This window comes from Pseudomonas sp. DVZ6 (assembly GCF_024259445.1).
Lineage (GTDB): Bacteria > Pseudomonadota > Gammaproteobacteria > Pseudomonadales > Pseudomonadaceae > Aquipseudomonas > Aquipseudomonas peradeniyensis.
The window spans coordinates 23,722-46,168 of sequence record NZ_JANCLM010000012.1 but is presented as its reverse complement, the minus strand read 5'-3'; the positions used below and the strand labels follow the sequence as shown (position 1 = coordinate 46,168).

The 22,447-nt window shown below is 66.7% G+C and carries 20 protein-coding genes and 2 tRNA genes; 9 read left to right on the top strand and 13 right to left on the bottom strand.

Translation table 11 applies throughout. The annotated features are described in order from the left end of the window. The first annotated feature begins 66 nt into the window (after positions 1-66). Positions 67-759 (top strand): uracil-DNA glycosylase, encoded by a 693-nt coding sequence (gene ung, locus NMG10_RS09155; RefSeq protein WP_232855766.1) that lies wholly within the window; start codon positions 67-69, stop codon positions 757-759. 113 nt (positions 760-872) lie between these two features. On the opposite strand, the gene NMG10_RS09150 is transcribed toward ung, so the two are convergent. The 5 genes from NMG10_RS09150 to NMG10_RS09130 form a co-directional block, all read right to left on the bottom strand. Continuing rightward, positions 873-1,901: an AbrB family transcriptional regulator gene (locus tag NMG10_RS09150; RefSeq protein ID WP_232855767.1), complete on the bottom strand. Its 1,029-nt coding sequence runs from the start codon at positions 1,899-1,901 to the stop codon at positions 873-875. Next, complete coding sequence (locus tag NMG10_RS09145) at positions 1,894-3,408, bottom strand: tripartite tricarboxylate transporter permease (RefSeq protein ID WP_232855768.1); 1,515 nt, start codon at positions 3,406-3,408, stop codon at positions 1,894-1,896. The genes NMG10_RS09150 and NMG10_RS09145 overlap by 8 nt, the downstream gene beginning before the upstream one ends. 3 nt (positions 3,409-3,411) lie before the next feature. After that, entirely contained in the window at positions 3,412-3,870 is a 459-nt protein-coding gene (locus NMG10_RS09140) for a tripartite tricarboxylate transporter TctB family protein (protein ID WP_203647814.1), read from the bottom strand. A gap of 176 nt (positions 3,871-4,046) precedes the next feature. Further along, positions 4,047-5,027 carry a tripartite tricarboxylate transporter substrate binding protein gene (locus tag NMG10_RS09135; RefSeq protein WP_028690165.1) on the bottom strand — a complete coding sequence of 327 codons (981 nt, stop codon included), beginning with the start codon at positions 5,025-5,027 and terminating at the stop codon, positions 4,047-4,049. Positions 5,028-5,058: 31 nt separating this feature from the next. Then, positions 5,059-6,348 carry an OprD family porin gene (locus tag NMG10_RS09130; RefSeq protein WP_203647813.1) on the bottom strand — a complete coding sequence of 430 codons (1,290 nt, stop codon included), beginning with the start codon at positions 6,346-6,348 and terminating at the stop codon, positions 5,059-5,061. 199 nt (positions 6,349-6,547) lie between these two features. On the opposite strand from NMG10_RS09130, the gene NMG10_RS09125 reads away from it, so the two are divergent. Further along, positions 6,548-7,219, top strand: coding sequence for a response regulator (locus NMG10_RS09125; RefSeq protein WP_028690163.1), 672 nt, complete (start codon positions 6,548-6,550; stop codon positions 7,217-7,219). Continuing rightward, positions 7,212-8,591, top strand: coding sequence for a sensor histidine kinase (locus NMG10_RS09120; protein ID WP_203647811.1), 1,380 nt, complete (start codon positions 7,212-7,214; stop codon positions 8,589-8,591). The genes NMG10_RS09125 and NMG10_RS09120 overlap by 8 nt, the downstream gene beginning before the upstream one ends. Positions 8,592-8,698: 107 nt before the next feature. On the opposite strand, the gene NMG10_RS09115 is transcribed toward NMG10_RS09120, so the two are convergent. Beyond that, complete coding sequence (locus tag NMG10_RS09115; RefSeq protein WP_050703963.1) at positions 8,699-9,505, bottom strand: HDOD domain-containing protein; 807 nt, start codon at positions 9,503-9,505, stop codon at positions 8,699-8,701. Positions 9,506-9,560: 55 nt separating this feature from the next. Further along, a complete protein-coding gene (locus NMG10_RS09110) occupies positions 9,561-10,502 on the bottom strand; it encodes a folate-binding protein YgfZ (protein ID WP_254464212.1) in 942 nt (313 codons plus the stop codon). Between the two features lie 133 nt (positions 10,503-10,635). Between NMG10_RS09110 and NMG10_RS09105 the strand changes: the two genes are divergently transcribed. Then, complete coding sequence (locus NMG10_RS09105) at positions 10,636-10,890, top strand: succinate dehydrogenase assembly factor 2 (RefSeq protein ID WP_028690159.1); 255 nt, start codon at positions 10,636-10,638, stop codon at positions 10,888-10,890. Next, positions 10,874-11,326, top strand: coding sequence for a protein YgfX (locus NMG10_RS09100; RefSeq protein WP_203647809.1), 453 nt, complete (start codon positions 10,874-10,876; stop codon positions 11,324-11,326). Before NMG10_RS09105 ends, NMG10_RS09100 begins: the two co-directional genes overlap by 17 nt. Before the next feature lie 3 nt (positions 11,327-11,329). Here the strand turns inward: NMG10_RS09100 and rdgC are convergent, their stop codons facing one another. Next, positions 11,330-12,250, bottom strand: a complete 921-nt coding sequence (gene rdgC, locus NMG10_RS09095) for a recombination-associated protein RdgC (RefSeq protein WP_232855770.1) — start codon at positions 12,248-12,250, stop codon at positions 11,330-11,332. 216 nt (positions 12,251-12,466) lie between these two features. Here rdgC and NMG10_RS09090 point away from each other — a divergent pair. The 3 genes from NMG10_RS09090 to NMG10_RS09080 all read left to right on the top strand — a co-directional run bounded on the left by NMG10_RS09090 (position 12,467) and on the right by NMG10_RS09080 (position 14,496). Beyond that, positions 12,467-12,542, top strand: a tRNA-Val gene (locus NMG10_RS09090). Positions 12,543-12,555: 13 nt separating this feature from the next. Continuing rightward, a tRNA-Asp gene (locus NMG10_RS09085) sits at positions 12,556-12,632 on the top strand. A gap of 157 nt (positions 12,633-12,789) precedes the next feature. Beyond that, complete coding sequence (locus tag NMG10_RS09080) at positions 12,790-14,496, top strand: molecular chaperone HscC (RefSeq protein ID WP_254464211.1); 1,707 nt, start codon at positions 12,790-12,792, stop codon at positions 14,494-14,496. Here the strand turns inward: NMG10_RS09080 and NMG10_RS09075 are convergent. From NMG10_RS09075 to pcaQ, 3 genes are all read right to left on the bottom strand, one after another. Further along, positions 14,490-17,135 (bottom strand): DUF805 domain-containing protein, encoded by a 2,646-nt coding sequence (locus NMG10_RS09075; protein WP_254464210.1) that lies wholly within the window; start codon positions 17,133-17,135, stop codon positions 14,490-14,492. The two genes, NMG10_RS09080 and NMG10_RS09075, sit on opposite strands and share 7 nt — an antisense overlap. After that, positions 17,132-17,824 carry a DUF1266 domain-containing protein gene (locus tag NMG10_RS09070; RefSeq protein ID WP_203647806.1) on the bottom strand — a complete coding sequence of 231 codons (693 nt, stop codon included), beginning with the start codon at positions 17,822-17,824 and terminating at the stop codon, positions 17,132-17,134. The genes NMG10_RS09075 and NMG10_RS09070 overlap by 4 nt, the downstream gene beginning before the upstream one ends. Before the next feature lie 63 nt (positions 17,825-17,887). Beyond that, positions 17,888-18,820, bottom strand: coding sequence for a pca operon transcription factor PcaQ (gene pcaQ / locus NMG10_RS09065; protein WP_232855774.1), 933 nt, complete (start codon positions 18,818-18,820; stop codon positions 17,888-17,890). A 131-nt stretch (positions 18,821-18,951) separates the two neighbouring features. Here pcaQ and NMG10_RS09060 point away from each other — a divergent pair, with 131 nt between their 5' ends. Next, positions 18,952-19,377 (top strand): DcrB-related protein, encoded by a 426-nt coding sequence (locus tag NMG10_RS09060; protein ID WP_203647804.1) that lies wholly within the window; start codon positions 18,952-18,954, stop codon positions 19,375-19,377. A gap of 55 nt (positions 19,378-19,432) precedes the next feature. On the opposite strand, the gene nirD is transcribed toward NMG10_RS09060, so the two are convergent. Beyond that, positions 19,433-19,801: a nitrite reductase small subunit NirD gene (gene nirD, locus NMG10_RS09055; RefSeq protein ID WP_254464209.1), complete on the bottom strand. Its 369-nt coding sequence runs from the start codon at positions 19,799-19,801 to the stop codon at positions 19,433-19,435. Then, a complete protein-coding gene (gene nirB, locus NMG10_RS09050; RefSeq protein WP_254464208.1) occupies positions 19,801-22,353 on the bottom strand; it encodes a nitrite reductase large subunit NirB in 2,553 nt (850 codons plus the stop codon). The genes nirD and nirB overlap by 1 nt, the downstream gene beginning before the upstream one ends. Positions 22,354-22,447: the final 94 nt, after the last annotated feature.

The following is a 22,447-nucleotide window of genomic DNA, read 5'->3' as shown; positions in this document are numbered from 1 at the left end:
GTCGGATCGATTGACAAGCCGCCCCGGCTTTCCTAGTGTCGCGGCACTTTGCTTTTGGATGCCCCCATGACCGACGACGATCGCATCAAACTCGAACCCAGCTGGAAGGCCGCGCTGCGCGTCGAGTTCGACCAGCCCTACATGCATCAGCTGCGCGAGTTCCTGCGTACGGAATACGCCGCCGGCAAGGAGATCTACCCGCCCGGGCCGCTGATCTTCAACGCCCTGAATTCCACGCCGCTGGAGCAGGTCAAGGTGGTCATCCTCGGCCAGGACCCGTATCACGGCCCCGGCCAGGCCCATGGCCTGTGTTTCTCGGTGCAGCCGGGCATCCCCACGCCGCCGTCGCTGGTCAATATCTACAAGGAGCTGCAGCGCGATCTGAACCTGCCGATTCCCGCGCATGGCTACCTGCAGAGCTGGGCCGAGCAGGGCGTGCTGCTGCTCAACACCACCATGACCGTGGAGCGCGCCAATGCCGCGTCCCACGCGAAGAAAGGCTGGGAGTTCTTTACCGACCGGATCATCCAGGTGGTCAGCGAGCAGTGCCCGAACGTGGTGTTCCTGCTGTGGGGTGCCCATGCCCAGAGCAAGCAGAAGCTGATCGATGCCAGCAAGCACCTGGTGCTCAAGTCGGTGCATCCATCGCCATTGTCGGCTTACCGTGGGTTCTTTGGCTGCGGGCATTTCAGCCGTACCAACAGCTTCCTGGAACAACGCGGGATGGCGCCGATCGATTGGGCGTTGCCGCCGCTGTGATTGGCTGAGGGCCTCTTCGCGGGTAAACCCGCTCCCACAGAAAATGTGCTGCCTTTCAGGGGCTGCGCAGTACCTGTGGGAGCGGGTTTACCCGCGAAGAAGCCAGCACATCTCTACTGGCTGGCATTCCAGCGCCGGAACAACGGCTCGGCCAGGAACAGCACGAACAACAGCCGCATCACCTGCAGCGCCGTCACCAGCGGCACGGACAGTTGCAGGGTCTCCGCCGTCAGGCTCATCTCGGCGATGCCCCCGGGCATCATCCCCAGCGTCAGCGAGCGCAGGTCCAGGTGCGTCAGCAGGCTCAACGCCCAGGCCGCGCCCGCCGCGATCAGCATGCACAGCGCCGTGGCCAGCAAGGTCCGGCCAAGGAACGACGGCGCCCGGCGGAAGAATGCGCGATTGAAATGACAGGCCAGGCCGCTGCCGATCAGCCACTGGCCGATCTGGCTGGCGCCGTTGGGCAGGCCGATTTGCAGGTTGCCCGCCAGGCTCACGCTGGCTGCCACCAGCAACGGCCCGAACAACCAGGGGTTGGGTTGGCGCAGGCGCTGCCAGAGCAGCGCCACCAGCACCCCCAGCGGCGCGATCAGCGCCAGCCAGCCCCAGCTCACGCTGCCGGCATGGTTCAGCGGCACGCCATCGCCGAGCAAGAACTTGAACAGCGCCGGCACGCACAGCACCACCGCCAGCACCCGCAGGCTCTGCGCCGCGGCCACCTGGCTGAGCACCGCGCCGTTGCGCGCGCCGAGGTTGACCATCTCGCCCGAACCGCCCGGCATGCTGGCGAAGAATGCCGTGGCGCGGTCTTCACCGGTACGCCGCAGCAGCCACACGCTGATCACGCTGGAGAGGGTGGTGAACAACGCGCCGAAGAAGATCAGCGCGAAGTGGCTGGCCACCTGCTCGATCACCGCCGGGGTGAAGTGCAGGCCGATGCCGATGCCGATGATCCATTGCCCGCATTTGCGGCCATTGGGGATTTCGCTGAGCTGCCAGGGGCTCAGGCAGCGCACCAGGATGATCGTCAGCAACGAGCCGACCATCCACGGCAAGGGCCAGCCGACCTTGCTGGCGAGAAATCCGCCGGCAAGACCGACCAGCCCGGTGGCCCAGAACAGTGGCAACGACCGATCAGGCATCGGCCATGGCCCGGCGCTGCAGGGCACGTTTGCGCCAGCTGCGCAGCAGCGGCAGGCTCAGCATGCACACCACCAGCACCCAGACGCCCATGCTGATCGGGCTCGACCAGAGGATGCCCAGTTCACCGTTGGAGATCGACAGCGCACGGCGCAGGTTCTGCTCCATCAGCCCGCCGAGGATGAAGCCCAGCAGGATCGGCGACAGCGGGAAGTCCAGCTTGCGCAGGATGTAGCCCATGATGCCGATGCCGACCATCAGGAACAGGTCGAAGGTGGTGGCATGCACTGCGTACACGCCGATCGCGGTAATGATCGCGATTATCGGCACCAGCGCCCAGTTCGGCACGGCGAGGATGCGGGTGAAGACACGGATCATCGGCACGTTGAGGATGATCAGCATCAGGTTGGCGATGAACAGCGAGGCGATCAGGCCCCAGACGATGTCTGGCTGTTGTTCGAACAGCAGCGGGCCGGGGGTGATGTTGTACAGGGTCAGCGCGCCGATCATCACCGCGGTGGTGCCGGAGCCTGGCACACCTAGGGTCAGCATCGGCACCAGGGCGCCGCAGCAGGAGGCGCCGATGGCGGTTTCCGGCGCGGCCAGGCCACGGGCGTCGCCCTTGCCGAACTTGCCTTTGTCGCCGGCGATGCGTTTTTCGGTCATGTAGGCCACGGCACTGGCCAGGGTCGCGCCGGCACCCGGCAACACGCCCATGAAGAAGCCCAGCAGGCCGCAACGGATGTTGACGAAGAACACCGAGGCCGCTTCCTTGAGGTTGAACAGCATGCGCCCGGTGGCCTTGACCGCCACGTGACCGTGGTGGGTCTTTTCCAGCAGCAGGAGGATTTCGCTGATGGAGAACAGGCCCAGCACCAGCACCACGAACTGGATGCCGTCGGCCAGGTGCACGCTGTCGCCGGTGAAGCGGTACACGCCGCTGTTGGCGTCGATGCCCACCGCCGAGAGGAACAGGCCGATCAGCGCGGCAATGAAGGTCTTCAGTGGCTTGTCGCCGGCCATGCCGCCGAGGGCGACGATGGCGAACACCATCAGCACGAAGTACTCCGCCGGTCCGAAGGCGATCGCCCATTTCGCCAGCAGCGGGGCGAACAGCACCATGCCGCAGGTGGCGATGAAGGCGCCGATGAACGAACTCCAGGCCGACAGCGACAGGGCCACGCCGGCCAGGCCCTGGCGGGCCATGGGGTAACCGTCCAGGGTGGTCATCACGGTGGAGGCCTCCCCGGGGATGTTCAGCAGGATCGAACTGATCCGCCCGCCGTATTCGCAGCCCAGGTACACCGCGGCCAGCAGGATCAGCGCCGACTCCGGCGGCAGGCCGAGGGCGAAGGCGATGGGGATCAGCAGGGCCACGCCGTTGATCGGGCCCAGGCCCGGCAGCAGGCCGACCACGGTGCCGATCAGGGTGCCGGTCAGGGCGGTGACCAGGTTGTACGGGCTCAGGGCGACGCCGAAGCCCTGGCCCAGGTAGCTCAAGGTATCCATGTGTCAGTTCTCCAGTACGTCGAGCAGGCCGAGGGGCAGGGGCACGTCCATCACGCGGTCGAACAGCCAGTAGAGGAACAGGCTCATGCCCACCACCACCAGGGCACTGTGCAGCCAGCGGCCACCGTACAGGCGGGCCATGGGCACGCCGACCAGGATGGCGCTGAGGATGAAGCCCAGGGTTTCGAAGGTGCTGGCGAAGACGAGCAGCAGGCCGACGCAGGCGGCGATCTTGATCAGGGTCTCGCGGTCCAGTTCCGGTTCGTCGTCCTTGCGCACGATGGGTGTGGGGCGGATCGCCAGGTACAGCAGGCCCAGGCCCATCAGGCCGAGCATCAGCAGCGGGTAGGCGCGCGGGCCTACCGGTTCATAGGAGAAGGCGGCCTGGTAGGGCCAGGCCATCACGGCCAGCACGGCGCACAGCGCCAGCAGGGCCAGGGCGAAGAGGCGTTGCAGGATCATGGAGGAATCCTCGGTAATGTTCGACACGGCGCGGCCCTCTGTAGGAGCGGCCTTGTGCCGCGAAAGGGCCGCGAAGCGGCCCCAGGATTTCAGCTTCGCAGCTTGAATTGCCGGGGCTGCTGTCCAGCCCTTTCGCGGCACAAGGCCGCTCCTACAGAGGGAGCTGTGTGAGTGGCTTACTGGATCAGCCCGAACTCACGGGCCAGCGCCTTGTAGTCCGCCACCTGCTTCTTCACATAGCCGTCCAGCTCCTCGCCGGTCATGGCGAACGGGAACAGCTCGCGCTGGTCACGCAGCTTGGCGAAGTCCTCGGAGGCCAGCAGCTTGTCGAACGAAGCCTTCCACCAGGCATAGTCCTCGTCGCTGACCTTCGGCCCCAGGTAGAAGCCGCGCACCACCGGCCAGACGATGTCGTAGCCTTGCTCCTTGGCGGTGGGGATGTCCTTCATTTCCGGCTCGTCCAGGCGCTTGTCGGAGAACACCGCGAGGATGCGCATGTTGCCGCTCTGGATATGCGGCATGGAGTCGGAGATGTCGGTGGAGCCGACCTGGATGTGCCCGCCGAGCAGCGCGGTGGCGATTTCGCCGCCGCCTTCCAGGGCCACGTAGCGCAGGTCGCGCGGGTTGATCCCGGCGGCCTTGGCGATCAGCGCGGTCTGCATCCAGTCCTGGCTGCCGACGGTGCCGCCGGAGCCGATCACCACCTTGCTCGGGTCTTTCTTCAGCGCCGCGACCAGGTCGTCGAGGGTCTTGTAGGGCGAGTCGCTCTTCACCGCGATGGCGCCATAGCTGGTGCCGACGGCCGCCAGCCACTTCACCGCGTTCTCGTCGAAACGGCCGAACTTGCCCTGGGCCAGGTTCAGCAGCGAGCCGCTGGACCAGGCCACCAACGTGCCGGCGTCAGCCGGGCGCTGGGCGACCACGGCGTTGTAGGCCACCGCACCGACACCGCCGGGCATGTAGGTCACGCGCATGGGCTTGCTGAGGATCTTCTCGTTGACCAGGGCGCTCTGCACCAGCTTGCAGGTCAGGTCGAAACCGCCACCGGGCGAGGCCGGGGCGATGCATTCGGGGCGTTTCGGTTCGGCGGCCAGGGCGTTGCCGGCCAGCAGCAGGCAACCAGTGGCCAGGACGAGGCGGCGCAGTGAAAAGGTCATCGTCTATCTCCGTGAACGTTGTTGTTATGGGTTACCACAGAGCCACGCTGTAGCTCACCAGCAGCCGCACTTCGTCCGCGTCGCGGGTGAAGTTGGAGCGGAAGGTGGCGTTGCGCAGGCGCACGGCGACGTTCTTCAACGGGCCGCTTTGTACCACGTACTTCAGTTCGGTGTTGCGTTCCCACTCCTTGCCCTCGCCACCGGCGGCGCGGCTGACGTTGTCGCCACTGATGTAGCGGGTCATGAAGGTCAGACCGGGGATGCCGAGGGCTGCGAAGTTGTAGTCGTAGCGTGCCTGCCAGGAGCGTTCGTCGGCGCCGGCGAAGTCGTTGATCTGGACGAAGTTGACCAGGTACGGGTCGGCGCCATCGACGTAGGGGAAGGCGCTGTCACCGGACAACTGCTGCCAGGCACCGCTGACCTTGTGCCCGCCCAGGGTGTAGCTGAGCATGCCGTTGACGGTGGTGTTGTCGATCTTGCCGGCCTTGGCCGCGCCGGCGTCGTCGCTGATCGCCAGGCGCAGGTCGGCGCCAAAGGTGCCCGGGCCCCAGGGCTGGGTGGCGAGCAGGCCGATGAAGTGCTGGCGGTAGATGTCGTCGAGCTGGGCGAAGTGGTAGCTGCCGGTGATGCGGTCGGTGAACTGGTAGTCCAGGCCGCCCATGTCGAAGTTGTCGGCACTGAAGGTGCCACCGAAGCGGCCATTCTTGTTGTTCAGGGCCAGGTCTTCCCAGTTGCTGTCGTCGCGGTCCTTGGCTTTTTCCAGGCGCCCGCCGGTGAAGGTCAGGCCCTTGATCTCCTTCGAGGTGACCAGGCCGCCTTCGAAGGTCTGCGGCAGGATGCGCCCGTCGTTGGGCTGCAGGGTGGGCAGTTCGGGGATCAGCGTGCCGATCTTCAGCTCGGTCTGCGAGACCTTGACCTTGCCGGTGAGGCCCAGCTTGGAGTACTCGTCGGCCGCCTTGCCGTTGTCGTGGGTGGGCAGCAGGCCGGTGCCCGTGCGGTCCTTGCTGGAGTCGAGCTTGACCCCGACCATGCCCAGCGCGTCCAGGCCGAAGCCCACGGTGCCCTCGGTGTAGCCGGACTCGAAATTGAGCATGAACCCCTGGGCCCATTCGTCGCGTTTGGATTGCTGCGCGCTGGTGCCGTCGCGGAAGTCGCGGTTGAAGTACATGTTGCGGGTTTCGAAGGTGGCCGTGCTGTCTTCGAAGAAGGCGGCCTGGCTGATGGGCGCGACACCGGCAAGGGCGACGGCGCTGGCGAGGGCGGAAGGTCGGGCGGCGAATGAACGGATAGGCGCAAACGCCTGCGGCTGCATGGACAGCATCGTCGGTGACTCCATTTATTGTTCTTATGTGTTGCACCTTGCTGGTGCTTTTTGCGGCGCGCGGGGCGACCGTGGTGCGATGCTAGGCAACCAACCTTTCGCTAACCTTTCAGCGTGAAAGGTTTCCGGCGAGGGCTTCACAGCACCCGCCACGGGGTTACACTCCGCGCAAAAAGCCCAGCCGAACAGGGAGAATCCGATGCGTGTGCTGCTGGTCGAAGACCATCTGCAACTGGCCGAAAGCGTGGCCCAGGCCCTCAAGAGCCAGGGCCTGACCGTGGACGTGCTGCATGACGGCGTGGCCGCCGACCTGGCCTTGGCCAGCGAGGACTACGCCGTGGCAGTGCTGGATGTCGGCCTGCCGCGGCTGGACGGTTTCGAGGTGCTGGCGCGTTTGCGCGGACGCGGCAAGACCTTGCCGGTGCTGATGCTCACCGCCCGCAGCGATGTGAAGGACCGTGTGCACGGCCTGAACCTGGGCGCCGACGACTACCTGGCCAAGCCCTTCGAGCTGACCGAGCTGGAAGCGCGGGTCAAGGCCCTGCTGCGCCGCAGCGTGCTTGGTGGCGAGCGCCAGCAGCGCTGCGGCCCGCTGGTCTACGACCTGGATACCCGGCGCTTCAGCCTGGGCAGCGAGCCGCTGACCCTGACCCAGCGCGAGCAGAGCGTGCTCGAGGCGCTGATCGCCCGCCCTGGCCGGGTGATGAGCAAGGAACAGCTGGCGGCCCAGGTGTTCGGCCTCGACGAGGAGGCCAGCCCCGACGCCATCGAGATCTACATCCACCGCCTGCGCAAGAAGCTCGACGGCCACCCGGTGGCCATCGTCACCTTCCGTGGCCTGGGCTATCTGCTCGAGCACCGCGATGCGTGACAACGGCAGCCTGCGCGGGCGTTTGCTGGGCAACCTGGCGCTGCTGCTGGTGGTGCTGATGCTGGCCAGCGGCCTGAGCGCCTACTGGAACGGTCGCGAAGCCGCCGACACCGCCTATGACCGGACCCTGCTGGCGTCGGCACGGACCATCGCCGCCGGCCTGTCGCAGCGCGACGGCACCCTCAGCGCCGATGTGCCCTACGTGGCCCTGGACACCTTTGCCTACGACAGCGCCGGGCGCATCTACTACCAGGTGCTGGACATCCACCAGAAGCTGATCTCCGGCTACGAGAACCTGCCGCCGCCGCCGCCGGGCACGCCGCGCACCGACGACTATCCGGCGCTGGCGCGTTTCTACAACGCCACCTACCTGGGCCAGGATGTGCGCGTGGTCAGCCTGCTCAAGGCGGTGAGCGAACCGAACATGAACGGCATGGCCGAGATCCGCGTGGCCGAGACCGAGGAGGCGCGGGTGCGCATGGCCCGCGGGCTGATGGCCGACACCCTGCTGCGCCTGGGCATGCTGGCCTTCGGCGCGCTGGTGATGGTGTGGTTCGCGGTGAGTGCCGCGCTGCGCCCGCTGGAGCGCTTGCGCACGGCGGTGGAGGAGCGCCAGCCGGACGACCTGCGTGCTCTGCCGGTGGTCCAGGTGCAGCGCGAGCTGGGGCCGCTGGTGCGCGGGCTCAATCACTTCACCGAGCGCTTGCGGGGGCAGTTCGAACGCCAGGCGCAGTTCATCGCCGACGCCGCCCACGAGCTGCGCACGCCGCTGGCGGCGCTCAAGGCGCGGGTCGAACTGGGTTTGCGCTCACAGCAGCCCGATGAATGGCGCAAGACCCTGGAGGCAGCGGCCCAGGGCACGGACCGACTCACCCACCTGGCCAACCAGCTGCTGTCGTTGGCACGGGTGGAGAACGGCGCCCGGGCCATCGCCGAGGGCGGCGCCCAGCGCCTGGACCTGAGCCAGCTGGCCCGCGAACTGGGCATGGCCATGGCGCCCCTGGCCCATGCCCGCGGCGTCGCCCTGGCGCTGGAGGCCGAGGCGCCGGTGTGGCTCAAGGGCGAGCCGACCTTGCTCAACGAACTGCTCAGCAACCTGGTGGACAATGCCCTGGCCCACACCCCGCCCGGTGGCGACGTAGTCCTGCGGGTACTGGCGCCGGCCGTGCTCGAAGTCGAGGACGACGGGCCGGGGATTCCCGAGGACGAGCGTGAGCGGGTGTTCGAGCGCTTCTATCGGCGCAGCGCCCAGGGCAGCGGGCTGGGGTTGGCGATCGTCGGCGAGATCTGCCGGGCGCACCTGGCGCAGATCAGCCTGCACGACGGCGAGCGGGGCGGGCTGAAGGTGCGGGTGAGTTTTATCGCGGATTGATGTGTTGTCCCTACAGCCCTATTCGCGGGTAAACCCGCTCCCACAGGGAGGCTGGTGACTGTGGGAGCGGGTTTACCCGCGAAGGGGGCGGCGCAGACGGGGCTCGATCAGCGCAGCATGCTCCGCGCATCCAGCAGCTCGGCGATATCCAGCTCGGTGCCATAGGGCAGCCCCAGGTGGCGGTAGGCGGGCAGGGCGGCCAGGGGCCGGCTGCGCTCGCGCTGGCTGATGCAGCGGGCGATCTGCACGATGTCGATGTAGTCGATCTGGTCGGTGCGCCGGTCCAGGTCCTGCACCTGACTGGGCACATTGACCAACTGCTCGGGGAATTCCCAGGCGCTGAGGATCTTGTCGCCCAGCACCGGTTGGATCTGCTCGATCACGAAATGCAGGCAGATCGGGTCGGACAGCAGCTCGTTGTGCTCCTCGGCATAGATCAGCACCGGCAGGGCGCCGATCTGGTGCACCAGGCCGCCGAGGGTGGCCTGGTCGGGCTTGAGCTGGGTGTAGCGTCGGCACAGTTCATAGCTGATGCCTGCGACTTCCAGGCTGTTGGCCCAGATATCCCGCAGCTTGTGTTCCACCGCCGGGGCGCGGGCATGGAAGATCTGCTCGATCACCAGGCCGATGGCCAGGTTGCAGCTGTAGTTGATGCCCAGGCGGGTGATGGCGGTGTGCAGGTCGGTGACTTCGACGGCGGCGCGCATCAGCGGGCTGTTGACCACCTTGATCAGGCGGGCCGACAACGCGGCGTCGCGACCGATCACCTTGCTCAGGGCGGAAACGCTGATCTCGCTGTCTTCGGCGGCTTCGCGGATGCTCAGGGCGACTTCCGGCAGCGTCGGCAGGACCAGGTCGTCCCGGTCGATGGCGGCGAGCAGTTGCGCTTGGACCTTCTCGGCCAGCTTGTTCATGGACTTCTCTACGGCAAAGGTGGTGCTGCCCCGGCATAAAGCCGGGGCGGGCTGGTCAGCGCTGGATTTCCCGGTCGCGGTCCAGTTCGTAAGGCAGGTCGAGCAGCGTCAGGCGCGGGCCTTCCAGGCTGCCCAGGTGCAGGTTGTCGTCCGCCACCGCCTCGGCGCTGAGCACGGCCAGCAGTTCGACGGCGCTGCCGGTGCTGGCCCCGATCACCACTTCGCCGACCGACGAGCCGTGGGTCGGCGAGAAGATCTCGGCGCCCGGCTGGGGTACCGCTGTCTCGGCCAGCGCCAGGCGATATTGGCGGCGCTTGAGCTTGCCCAGGTATTGCATGCGGGCGACGATTTCCTGGCCGGTGTAGCAGCCTTTCTTGAAGCTCACGCCATCGACGGCCTGCAGGTTGATCATCTGCGGGATGAACAGCTCGCGGGTCGGGCCCATGACCTGGCCGATGCCGGCGCGGACCTGGCCCAGCAGCCAGTCGTTGAGCGTGCCCTCAGACAGCAAGGCTGCGAGTTTTTCACCAATGGCGGCAGCCTGGTCGGCAGGCGCCCACAGTTCGACCCGGCCGGCCGAGGCGCGGACGGCGATCAGCCCATCATGGCGGGCGGTCGCGCCGGCCTCGTCCGCCACGGACAGGCCCAGCGCCTGCAGGGCGGCGTCGCCCTGCTGCAGGCCGAAGCGCGTCCAGGCGGCGCTGTCGTCGACCAGCGTGGCCTTGGAGAACACCGCGTACTTCTTCAGGTCGGCAAGCTGCGCCGCGAGCAGTTCGCTGGCCATGGCCAGCAGGTAGCCATTGCCCTCGGGCAGGATACGGAAGCTCGACTGCATGCGCCCCTTGACCATGCAACGGGCGCCAAGGCTCGCGTGCTCGTCGCTGAGGTAACTGATGTTGCAGGTCAGCTGACCTTGCAGGAACTTGCCGGCGTCGGAGCCGCGGACGGCGAGGATGCCCTCATGGGAGAGGGTACAGAAGAAAGCGGAATCGGCCATGGGTCATCGCGGTAGCTAAAGACTGGCGGCCATCATAGAACGCCGGTAACAAAATAGGTAGGTGACTAGACCAACGCCTTGTGCCGCTTTGTCCGCTGCACGGTATACTGCGCGACCACTCGAGGAGGGCCCCATGGTCGAACAAACTGAACTCAACCGGCTTTTCTGGCACAGCCGCCGCGGCATGCTGGAACTGGACGTGCTGCTGGTACCTTTCACCCAGGAGGTCTACCCGAGCCTGAGCGAAGCCGACCGCGAGCTGTATCGTCGCCTGCTGACCTGCGAGGATCAGGACATGTTCGGCTGGTTCATGGAACGCAGCGAGTCCGAAGACCCGGAGCTGCAGCGCATGGTTCGCATCATCCTGGACCGTGTCCAGCCCAAGTGAATGCTTCGAGTGCCGTTGGCAAGGCTCGCGCCTGCTGCTGACGGCCTACCTCGCCAGCCTGGCGCTGGCACTGCTCACCCTCGCGCTGATGGCGCTGCCCGGTTGGCTGCGCGGCCTGCTGGTCGTCGCCTGTCTTGCCCACGCCTGCTGGGCCATTCCCCGGCGAATCCTGCTGATACACCCCGAGGCCATCACCGGCCTGCGCCGTGACCCACGTGGTTGGCTTCTATATAGCCGCGCGCGGGGCTGGCAGTTGGCGCGCCTGTGCAGGGACAGCGTCGCACTGCCCAACCTGGTGGTACTGCGGTTCGTGCCCAAGGGGCACAGGTTCAGCCAGAGCCAGTGCATCCCCAGGGACGCACTGGATCGTGAGGCGCACCGGCGATTGCGGGTGCGCCTGAAGTTCAGCCGGCGCCGCTGGGCCGCGCCGGCCTGACCCTCAGACCCCCTGCGGGATCTCTTCGCCGCCCAGGGCTTCGAACAGCACTGGCAGGAACTCGGTGAAGGTCATCATCATCAGCTGGAAGCTGGCGTCGAACTGTTGCTGGGCCTCGTCGCCGCCATCCTGCTCGGCCTGCTCCTGCAGCAGTTCCTCGAACTTCAGGCGCTTGATCACCATCTTGTCGTCGAGCACGAACGACAGCTTGTCCTGCCAGGCCAGGGCCAGCTGGGTGACCAGCTTGCCAGTGCTCAGGTGCAGCTGGATTTCCTCGCTGGTCAGGTCCTGGCGCTTGCAGCGCACGATGCCGCCGTCCTCGGCGGTGTCGCGCAGTTCGCACTCGTCGAGGACAAAGAAGCCCTCGGCGGCCTTTTGCGACTTGACCCAGTCGGTCATGGTCGCGCTCGGCGCGATCTTCACGGTGGCCGGGCGCACCGGCAGCGAGCCGATCACTTCACGCAGGGTCGACAGCAGGTCTTCAGCGCGCTTGGCGCTGGCCGAGTTGACCAGGATCATGCCCAGGCGCGGGGCGATGGCGGCGAAGATCATCGAGCGGCGGATGAAGGCACGCGGCAGGAAGGCCTGGATGATCTCGTCCTTGATCTGGTCGCGTTCCTTTTTATAGACCTTGCGCATCTGCTCGGTCTCGATCTCCTCGACCTTCTCCTTGACCGCGTCGTTGACCACGCTGCTGGGCAGGATGCGTTCTTCCTTACGGGCGGCGATCAGCATGAACTCGCCACTGACGTGGACCAGGGGGGCATCCTCGCCCTTGCCGAACGGCGCGACGAAACCGTAGGTGGTCAGTTCCTGGCTGGCGCAGGGGCGGGCCGGCTTGCTGGCCAGGGCGGCCTCCAGGGCCTCGGCCTCGAACGGTACTTCCTGGGTCAGGCGATAGGACAGCAGGTTCTTGAACCACATGAGGGGGAATCTCTCCTTAATACATAAGGCGGGCATTATTCTCCGAGCGGCGGTTCCAGGCCAGCCCTGTCAGAGGGCCAGCAGTCTTATATAGAGGAAGAAAATCGCGGCGCGGCTAGGTCTTTGAAAGGCCTGGAAATTTTTTTCAGAAATTTTGAAAAAAGTGCTTGCCAGGGTAGGAGGTCCTCCGTAGAATGCGCGCCACACCGAGACGAAGGGTGATTAGCTCAGCCGGGAGAGCATCTGCCTTACAAGCAGAGGGTCGGCGGTTCGATCCCGTCATCACCCACCACTCGATGTATAGCGCGGCGGTAGTTCAGTCGGTTAGAATACCGGCCTGTCACGCCGGGGGTCGCGGGTTCGAGTCCCGTCCGCCGCGCCATATTTAGCTTCCAGGGCCCACTGAACACCCGGAAGCAACAGAGAAAGCGACCTTAGGGTCGCTTTTTTTGTTTCTGGCATTGCGCCAGAATGCCCCTGTCCGCCGCATGTGGCCAGCAGGCCCCGCGTCGGTTCCTATCGCAAGCCAGAGACCGATCATGCAGGATGCCAGCCTCTCCAACGCCCCCACCCATTCCACGCCACTGCTCGGTATCGACCTCGGCACCACCAACAGCCTGATTGCCGTCTGGCAGGGCGGTGAAGCCCGGCTGATCCCTAATGCCGTGGGTGAAGTGCTCACCCCTTCGGTGGTCAGTGTCGATGACGACGGCTCGATCCTGGTCGGCCAGGCCGCCCGGGCGCGATTGACCACGCACCCCGAGCGCTCCGCGGCGGCGTTCAAGCGCTTCATGGGTAGCGACAAGCGCTACACGCTGGGGGAGCATCGATTCACGCCTGAAGAATTGTCTGCACTGGTGCTGGGTGCGTTGAAACAGGATGCCGAGGCGTACCTGGGCTGCGCGGTCAACGAGGCGGTGATTTCGGTACCGGCGTATTTCAGCGACGAGCAGCGCAAGCGCACGGTGTTCGCGGCTGAATTGGCCGGGCTGAAGGTCCAGCGGCTGATCAACGAGCCGACCGCCGCGGCCATGGCCTATGGCCTGCACGAGCAGAAGTTCGAGCGCACCCTGGTGTTCGACCTGGGCGGCGGCACCTTCGATGTCACCGTGCTGGAGTACGCCTTGCCGCTGATCGAGGTGCATGCCTCCACCGGTGACAATTACCTGGGCGGCGAGGATTTCACCGAAGCGTTGTTGCAGGCCTGCCTGCGCGACTGGAACCTCAAGGTCGAGGAGCTGGCCCCCCAGGCCCTGGCCAGCCTGCATGACGCCATCGAACAGCTCAAGCGCGAGGCGGGCGAGGGCAGCCGCGTGCTGGACTGGCACGATGGCGTGCAGCCCCGCGAGTGGCGGTTGGACGACCTCAAGCTGCAGGCGATCTGGGCGCCTTTGCTGACCCGGGTGCGTGCGCCCATCGAGCAGGCCCTGCGCGATGCCCGGCTGAGCCCACGCGAGCTGGACAGCCTGGTGCTGGTAGGCGGCGCCACGCGCATGCCGCAGGTGCAGCAACTGGTGGCCAAGCTGTTCGGCCGCCTGCCGTACCGGCACCTTGACCCGGACACCATTGTCGCCCTCGGCGCGGCTAGCCAGGCCGCCTGCAAGGCCCGCGACGCGGCCATCGACGAATTGATCCTGACCGATGTCTGCCCCTACACCCTCGGTGTGGCCTCGTCCCGGGGCGAGGACGTCACCGGCGCGTTCTCGCCGATCATCGAGCGCAACACGGTGATCCCCACCTCGAAGGTGCAGCGCTTCTACAGCAGCCACCCGGAGCAGAAGTTCGTGCGCATCGCCGTGTACCAGGGCGAGCGGCCGTGGGTGCGCGACAACATCCTGGTGGACAGTTTCGAGATCCCCTTGCAGTCGACCGGCGAGATCCAGTCGCTGGACGTGCGTTTCAGCTACGACATCAACGGTCTGCTGGAAGTGGATGTGACCTTCCTCGAAAGCGGCCAGAAGCACAGCCACAGCATCGACCGCAGCCCCGCCGGGCTGGATGCCGAGGCGCGCCTGGCCAGCGAGGAGCGCCTGACGCGGCTGAAGATCCACCCGCGCGACACGCTGCCCAACCGGACCCTGCTGGCCCGCCTGGAGCGGGCCTGGATGCAGAGTCTGGGCGACGAGCGCGAGCTGATCGGCAACTGGCTGGACGCCTTCAACGCCGTGCTCGCCGGGCAGCAGGCCGGTGAGATCAGCCGTGAGCGCCAGGCGTTGAGCCAGGCGCTCGACGAGCTGCGCTACTGACCGTTCAGGCGCCGCAGGGTAGCCTGCAGGCTGTCATCGAGCAGCGCCTGCTGGCCCGGTTGCGAGCCGTAGCGGTTCGGCAGCCGGTCACCGGGCAGCCCCAGCAGCAACAGCGGCAATACCGGCAACACCCTGCTCAGCACGAGCAGCAGGATCAGCGCCGGGATACCCTGGCCAAGGTCGCGCAGGCGCCTGAGGAAGGCGCTGATCAACAACAGCACCGTGACCAGCATCATCACCGGCAGTGTGAGCATCATGCTGGCGCAGAGGGCGGCGGCGGCCAGGTTCAAGGCGAATCCTGAGCGGTTCAGGCGGCTATTGAGCTTCCATACGGCCCAGAATTTCGCCGGAGGGTGCTGCAGGGCATTGCGCAGCATGCGCTCGCTCCACGACAGCACGGCCATGATTGCACAACGCAGGCCCGGGTCCTGCTGCGGGTCGTCCTTGATCTTCTGCAAGGCGCGCAGGGCGCGCAGCTTCGGCGGCGCGCAATCGTTGTACAGGCTGTCCAGGGCGTCGAGCACGTCATTGAGCGCACGGCTGTCGACGCCGTGGGCATGGGCGAGTTCGGCCGGTGGATGCTTGGTCTTGCCTTGCAGCAAGCCGTTGCGCAGCGCCTCGAACCATTCGTCCTGCGGGGCCAGCGCTTCCAGGCGCTGGCGCAGACGTTCACGCTGCTCGGTGTCCAGGGAGCGGTCATGGTGCAGCACGGCGCAAAACAGCAGATAACCCAGAGGATGGTCGTTGCCCAGGCTGCCATCGTCATGCTCCAGGCAGGCCAGCAATTGCGCTGCATCCGGTAGACGTGTGCTGTTCAGGGCTTGATGCAGGGTCAGCAACCGCGCTGAAACCACCGCCTGTACAGGGTCGCGGGTGTCCAGGCTGCCGAGCAGGCCACTGCTGCCGTCGGGGCTGGGCAGCAACTGGCAGAGCAGGGCGTGCAGCGGGGCGAACGGATGCCCGGCCGGGTAGTGCAGCTGGCTCGGCAGGGCCGGGTCGATCAGGGTCAGCCAGCGTGACGGCTGCTCCAGCAGGGCGAGCATGAACAATTGCTGGCGATGCCAGTTCCACAGCGCGTCACCCTCGGGCATCGCCGGCAGCAGTACCCCTGCTTCGGCGAGGTTGCCCTGCAACTGCAGCGCGAACGGCGTGGTGAACAGGCGGCGCATGTCGAAGCGCACATTCAGGGCAGGCAGGGCATGGGCCGGGTAGACCCGCATGCGCCGCAGCCATTCGCGAGAGACCGGGCGAATGGCGTCCTCGGTCAAGGCCTCGGGCAGGGCCGCTACCGGGTCGTCGCTGGCGCAGAAGTCCACCAGCACCTTGACCACCGGGGCCTGTTCAAGCCAGTGCAGTTGCTGGCTGGCCTGGCGCTGGAAGCCTTCGAGGATCAGCGCGTCGAGGGCATCTTCGGCGAGGGGCTGGGCGAGAACCTGGCGCAGCAGACCGGCTTCCCCGCGTTGCAGCGCCCAGGCCTGCCAGTACAGGCGGTGCAGGTCGTGGTCCTGCGGGTCCTGCAACAGCCAGGCGAGCAGCGGCAGTTCGTCGTCGCCGTCCAGCCGCCAGTCGACAAAGGTCGCGGCGATGCCTTGCAGTTCCAGGCGCGAGGCTTCGGACCAGCGCGCCAGGGTCTGCGGGGATTGCCCGGGGCTGCCCCAGTTCTGCGCGGGGTCGTCCAGCTCGGCGGGCCAGCCGGCCGGGGTGTGCAGGCGGTCGAAGGCCTGGATCAGCAACGGCAGGCGCTGGGGCTGGTGACGGGCGCAGAGGTCGATCAGCCAGCGTTCGGCCTGGGGGTGCTGGTGTTCGCGGTACAGTCGCAGCCAGCAGTCCAGGGCCTGTTGCTCGGCGCCCAGGGCATCGGCCTGGCGGGCCAGCAGGTAGAGCAGGTCGGCATCGTCCGGGGCCTGTTGCTGGCGCGCCTGGAGCAGGTCGTGGAAGGTCCGGCTGGGGATGCCGGCCTGGCTGAACTGCACCAGCAGGCGTTGCACCAGGGCCGGGTCATCCGGCATGGCCAGGCAGGTATGCACGCCGGCGAACTGCTCGTACTCGAACAGTGGGCGCTGCTGGTAGCAGTATTCAAGGCTGCGGAAATACCACAGGCTTTCCATCTGTGCGCTGGCCGGCCAGTCGCGCATGCAGGCGGTATCGAAGGGGTCGGGTTCTTCCAGGCGGTCGAGGAAAGCTTCCACTTCGTGGCGGTCGTCCAGGCGCAGCAGCTGTTCGGCCCAGCCCAGGCGCCGGGCCAGCAGGCCCGCGCAGTGGTGGGACAGCGGTCCGCAGTCGCGCAGGGTGTGCAGCAGTTGCCAGCCGAGGTCGTCCAGTTCGTCCAGCGGCAACTCGTCCAGTTCGGCGATAAAGCGCTGCCAGGCTTGTGGGTCGAAGCGCAGGGACGGCTCCTCAAGCAGGGTGTGGAACTGCTTGAGTGCTGGATGGGGGGCATTCTCTTCGAGTGTTGGCTCAGCCTCGCTGGGCGCCTGCTCGCGGGCCAGGCGCAGGGCTTCCTCGTAGGCTGCCCGCAGTGCCTGGAAACCTTCGGGGTCGGTTTCTGGGTGGTGCGAGGGCAGGCGGCCGCGATAGGCCAGGCGGATGGTGTCCAGGTCCTGGGTCGGTTCGATCCCCAGGCGAATCCAGCAACTCATGACCAGCAGTCCTCTTCCAGCGTGGTGGGCCGTGCGGGCTCGGGCAGGGGCATGTCCCAGGGCAGCCCGGCCAGCAGGTCATGGGCGCCGAGGCGCAGGTTGAGCACGATGCAGCGATTCCAGTGCTCGCAGCCCTGGCGCTCGAGGTTGGCGGCCAGGGTCTCGTCGCTGCTGTCGCTGGCATTCCACAGCGCCTTGCCGAACAGGTAGCCGGCCAGGTAGCCGTCCCAGCGGTTGTAGTAATGGCGGGCGCGCAGGGCCAGGCGGTAGTGCAGGTAGAGGCTCTCGTCGCGTTCGATCAGGCCTTTCTTGACGCCGGCACGCAACAGGAAACCCATGCGCCCCAGGTCCCAGGCCCGGGTGCCGCCCGGGCCACAGTCGGGGAAGGTGCGGGCGGCGTATTCGTGGCGGATGCGCTCGCGTGGAGACAGGGTGTCGAGCAGGGCTTGCCACTGGCTGGGCAGGCAGCGCTGGTATTGCCAGTAGGCCTCGCTCATCTCGGTGGCGTGGCCGTTGTCGGCCATGCTGAGCATGTCCAGCAACTGGGCGCGGTTGCTGATGCCCCACCAGCGCTCGAGGTCGGTCTGGTCTTCGCCCTCGAAATAGTCGGGGGCGGTGTAGCTGGCGCCGTTGAGGGCGGCCATGGGGGCGGAGAGGGCATGCAGCCAGTGCTGCGCGGTTTCGTCCATGAAAGGGGTCCTGGAGGCGCGGGGAACTGGCGGGGATTGTATAGGAAGATGCCTGCCGGGTTGTCAGGGATAGGTCCCGAGTCGATAGGCCTCGGCCACCTCGCGGAGCACCTCGCACACCCATTGCGCCGGCAGGCTCTGGGGCAGGGCCGCATTGCGGCAGATGCCCACCGACCCGCCCGGTTCGCGCACACCGAGGTCGAGTTCGGCCAACTCACCACGCCCGAAGTCGATCAGCACGGCGTCCCGTGGCGCCACCCAGACCGCCTCGCTGCCCAGCACATAGCGCCTGCTCAGGGCCAGCGACAAGGTTTCCAGGCGCTGTGCCGGCAGCGGGATCGCGCATTGCACGAACAGGCTGTCGGCATGCTGGCGAATGGTCGTCCCCGGTGGCGGCAGCACCAGCGGATAATCACCGACCTGCCTGCGCTCGACGGGCTGCTGCGCCAGCAGTGGATGCCCGGGCCGCACCACCAGGGTCATCGACTCGCTGTACAGGTGCTCGAACGACAGCCCCTGGATCTGCGGGCTGTCGGTCATCCGCCCGACCACCAGTTCCAGCTCCCCCAGGTGCAACTGGCCGAGCAACTGGGCGCTGGCCCCGGTCACCACGCTGATCAGCAACGCCTCGTGACGTTGGTGCAGGCGGCACAGCACCTCGGGCATCAGCAGCCCTTCGACCGTCGACAGCACGCCGATGCGCACCTGCGACGGCGCCCGCGCCTCGCCGCGGACACTGCCGACCCCGTCGCGCAACGCCTGCACGCTGGGGCCGGCGTAGCGCATGAAGCGCGTGCCGGCCGGGGTCAGGGTCACGCCGTTGTGGCCGCGCTCGAACAGGCGTGCCTCGAGCAGCTCCTCCAGTTCCTTGAGGGTCTTGGAGATCGCCGGCTGGCTGATCGCAAGCACGTCGGCGGCCCTGGCCAGGCTGCCCTGCCGGGCAATCTCCAGGAAGCACAGCAGGTGCCGGAACTTGATGCGGGTATCGAGGTTCATGCCCGGCAGTGTATCCGTGCGGGCCAGACCTGCAACGTCTGGGTGATCTTCGTCACTGGGCGGCGGTTCCTCCCTTGCAGGCGAAGCCCCGAACCTTTAGCGTGTGCCGCTTCGATGCATGGAGCAGCGCTATGGCCGCCTACCTGACCCAGGACCTGGTCCTTGAACTGGGCGATGAAACGCCCGAAGACACCACCATGAACATGCTGACCTTCCGTCAGCGTGGCACCACCCTGGTGATCGCCCGCAGTCCGCTGGCGGCCGGGCAGACGCTGGAGGCGCTTTACCAGCAGCAACTGGCGCAGTTGCGTGAGCGCCTGGGGGCGGTCATCAGCGAACCACAGCCGGTCAGCGCAGGCGTCGATCGCGGCATCCACGGCCTGGAAGTCAGCCTGCAATTCAAGCGCGGCGAAGTGGTCTCGTACCAGCGTCAGTTGGCCTACGCGCCAAGCGGGCAGGCCCGTTTCGTGGCAGTCAGCTATAGCAAGGAAACACCACTGGAGGCGGTTGATCTGGCCCATTGGGAAGCCATCAAGGCAGGTTTGCGGCTGAACTGATTACCCGCGGCAAGAGCCGGGCACTGGCCGGGGGCATGCCCCGGCAGGCTGATCGTTATCTGAATCTCTGTCCCAGTTCGACCGTCATCCCACGGATACGCACCGGCCACACCGGCAAGCGCTGTGTCGGATCTTCCAGGCAGTTACCGTTTTGCAGGCAGAAATGTTGCTTGTACAGCGGTGCCGCTACCACCACGGTTGCTCCCAGGCTGCCCACCAGCCCACGCCCGATGATGTTCGCGCCCGAACGCGGGTCGCGGTTACCGACGGCGTACAGCTCCTGCCCTTGTCCCGGCAGGTAGAACAACGCCACCTGTTCGCCCTCATGCCACACCACCACCCCGGAGTCGGCGACCAGGTCGCTGGCCAGGCACACCGCCTGCCAGCGGGTTTCACTTGCTACAGCCGTGTTGGACAGGTTCATCACATTGCCTCCTCGTGGGTGGGAATCAGCTGAAGCGGCGCAGCCGGCCGGCGCTGTCCACGCTCGCGCACGAAGTGCACATCCGGATCGGCGCGCTGGTCGTTGACGAAGGTGCGGAAGCGCTTGAGCTTTTCCGGATCGCCCAGGGCGTTGGCCCACTCGCACTCGTAGCGGTCGACCACCAGCTGCATCTGTGCCTCGAGTTCGGCGGCCAGGCCCAGGCTGTCGTCGATCACCACCTGCCTGAGGTAGTCGAGCCCGCCTTCGAGGCCCTCGCGCCACACCGAGGTGCGTTGCAGCTTGTCGGCGGTGCGGATGTAGAACATCAGCACGCGGTCGATCAACCGTACCAGGGTCTCGTCGTCGAGGTCGGTGGCGAACAGTTCGGCGTGGCGCGGGCGCATGCCGCCGTTGCCGCACACGTACAGGTTCCAGCCCTTGTCGGTGGCGATCACGCCGATGTCCTTGCTTTGCGCCTCGGCGCATTCGCGGGTGCAGCCGGACACCGCGAACTTGAGCTTGTGCGGTGAGCGCAGGCCCTTGTAGCGATCCTCCAGGCGCAGCGCCATGGCCACGCTGTCCTGCACGCCATAGCGGCACCAGGTGCTGCCGACACAGGATTTCACCGTGCGCGTCGACTTGCCGTAGGCGTGCCCGGTCTCGAAACCGGCGGCGATCAGCTCGCCCCAGATCAGCGGCAGTTCATGCAGCTGGGCGCCGAACAGGTCGATGCGCTGGCCGCCGGTGATCTTGGTGTAGAGGTCGTATTTCTGCGCCACCTGGCCGATCACGATCAGCTTTTGCGGGGTGATTTCGCCGCCGGGAATGCGCGGCACCACCGAGTAGGTGCCGTTTTTCTGCATGTTGGCCATGAAGGTGTCGTTGGTGTCCTGCAGCGGCACCAGCGCCGGGTCCATGATCGGCTGGTTCCAGCACGAGGCGAGGATGTTGCCTACCGCCGGCTTGCAGATGTCGCAACCCACGTGGCCCTTGCCATGGCGTTCGAGCAGCTCGCTGAAGGTGCGGATGCCCTCCACCCGCACCAATGCGTAGAGTTCCTGGCGGGTGTAGGCGAAGTGCTCGCACAGGCTCTTGTCTACCGTCACGCCACGGGCGGTCAGTTCGTGTTCGAACACCTGCTTGAGCAGGGCTGCGCAGCCACCACAGCCGCTGGCGGCCTTGGTACAGCCCTTGACGGCGGCAAGGTCGGCGCAACCACTGTCGATGGCGGCGCACACCGCACCCTTGCTGACGTTGTGGCAGGAGCAGATGGTCGCGCTGTCGGGCAGCGCATCGGCGCCCAGGGCCGGCGCGCCACCGCCTTGCGGCAGGATCAGCGCGGCCGGGTCGGCCGGCAGGGCGATGCCATTCTGGGCATACTGCAGCAAGGTGTCGTAGTAGCTGTTGTCGCCCACCAGCACCGCGCCGAGCACCTGCTTGCCGCTGGCATCCACCACCAGCCGGCGGTAGGCGCTGTTGGCCTCGTCGATGAAGCGGTAGCTGCGTGCGCCGGGCGTGGCGCCGTGGGCATCGCCGATCGAGCCGACATCCACGCCCAGCAGCTTGAGCTTGGTCGACATGTCGGCGCCGGTGAAGTCGTCTGCCGCCTCGCCCAGCAGCCGCGCGGCCAGGTTGCGCGCCATGGCGTAGCCGGGGGCGACCAGGCCGAACACGCTGCCATTCCACGACGCGCACTCGCCGATGGCGAAGATCCGCGGATCACTGGTCTTGCACTGGTTGTCGATCACAACACCTCCGCGCGCGGCGATCTCCAGGCCACAGGCCCGGCCCAGGGCGTCCTGTGGGCGAATGCCGGCGGAAAAGACGATCAGATCGGTCTCCAGGTGTTCGCCACCGTCGAAGTTCATCCGGTAGCGGTACTGCTCGCCAGCGCTGATCGACTGGGTCGCGCGGGACAGGTGCACGCCCACGCCGAGGGCCTCGATCCGTGCCTTGAGCGCCGCGCCGCCTTCGCTGTCCAGCTGTACCGGCATCAGGCGTGGGGCGAATTCCACCACATGCGCCTCCAGGCCCAGGGACTTGAGGGCGTTGGCCGCCTCGAGGCCGAGCAGGCCGCCACCGACCACCACGCCACGCCGGGCATCCGCGGCGGCGGCGCGTATCGCGTCGAGGTCCTCGAGGGTGCGGTAGACCAGGCGCGCATTGCCGCTGGAGCCTTCGATCGGCGGCACGAACGGGTAGGAGCCGGTGGCCAGGATCAACTGGTCGTAGCCCAGGCGCCCCTCGGCGGTGAGCAGTTCCTGGCGCTCGCGATCGATGTCCAGCACCGCTTCGCCCAGGTGCAGGTGCACGCCGTGGCGGCTGTAGTAGTCCGGGGCGCACAGGGCCAGGGTCTCGGCGCAACTGCCAGTGAAGTACTCCGACAGGTGCACCCGGTCGTAGGCGCGCTGGCGCTCCTCGCCGAACACATGCAGCTCGAAGTGTGCCGTGGCGCCGCGTTCGATCAACTGCTCGACGCAGTGATGGCCGACCATGCCATTGCCGACGATGACCAGTCGTGCTCGTTGTGCCTCGTTCGCTGTTGCCTGCATAGCCGATCCTCGATCACGGAAAACGAAAAAGGCGCCTGGAGCCGAAGCTCCAGGCGCCTTTGCCTGTACTCATCAGTGTGAGGCCCCTGTTGAC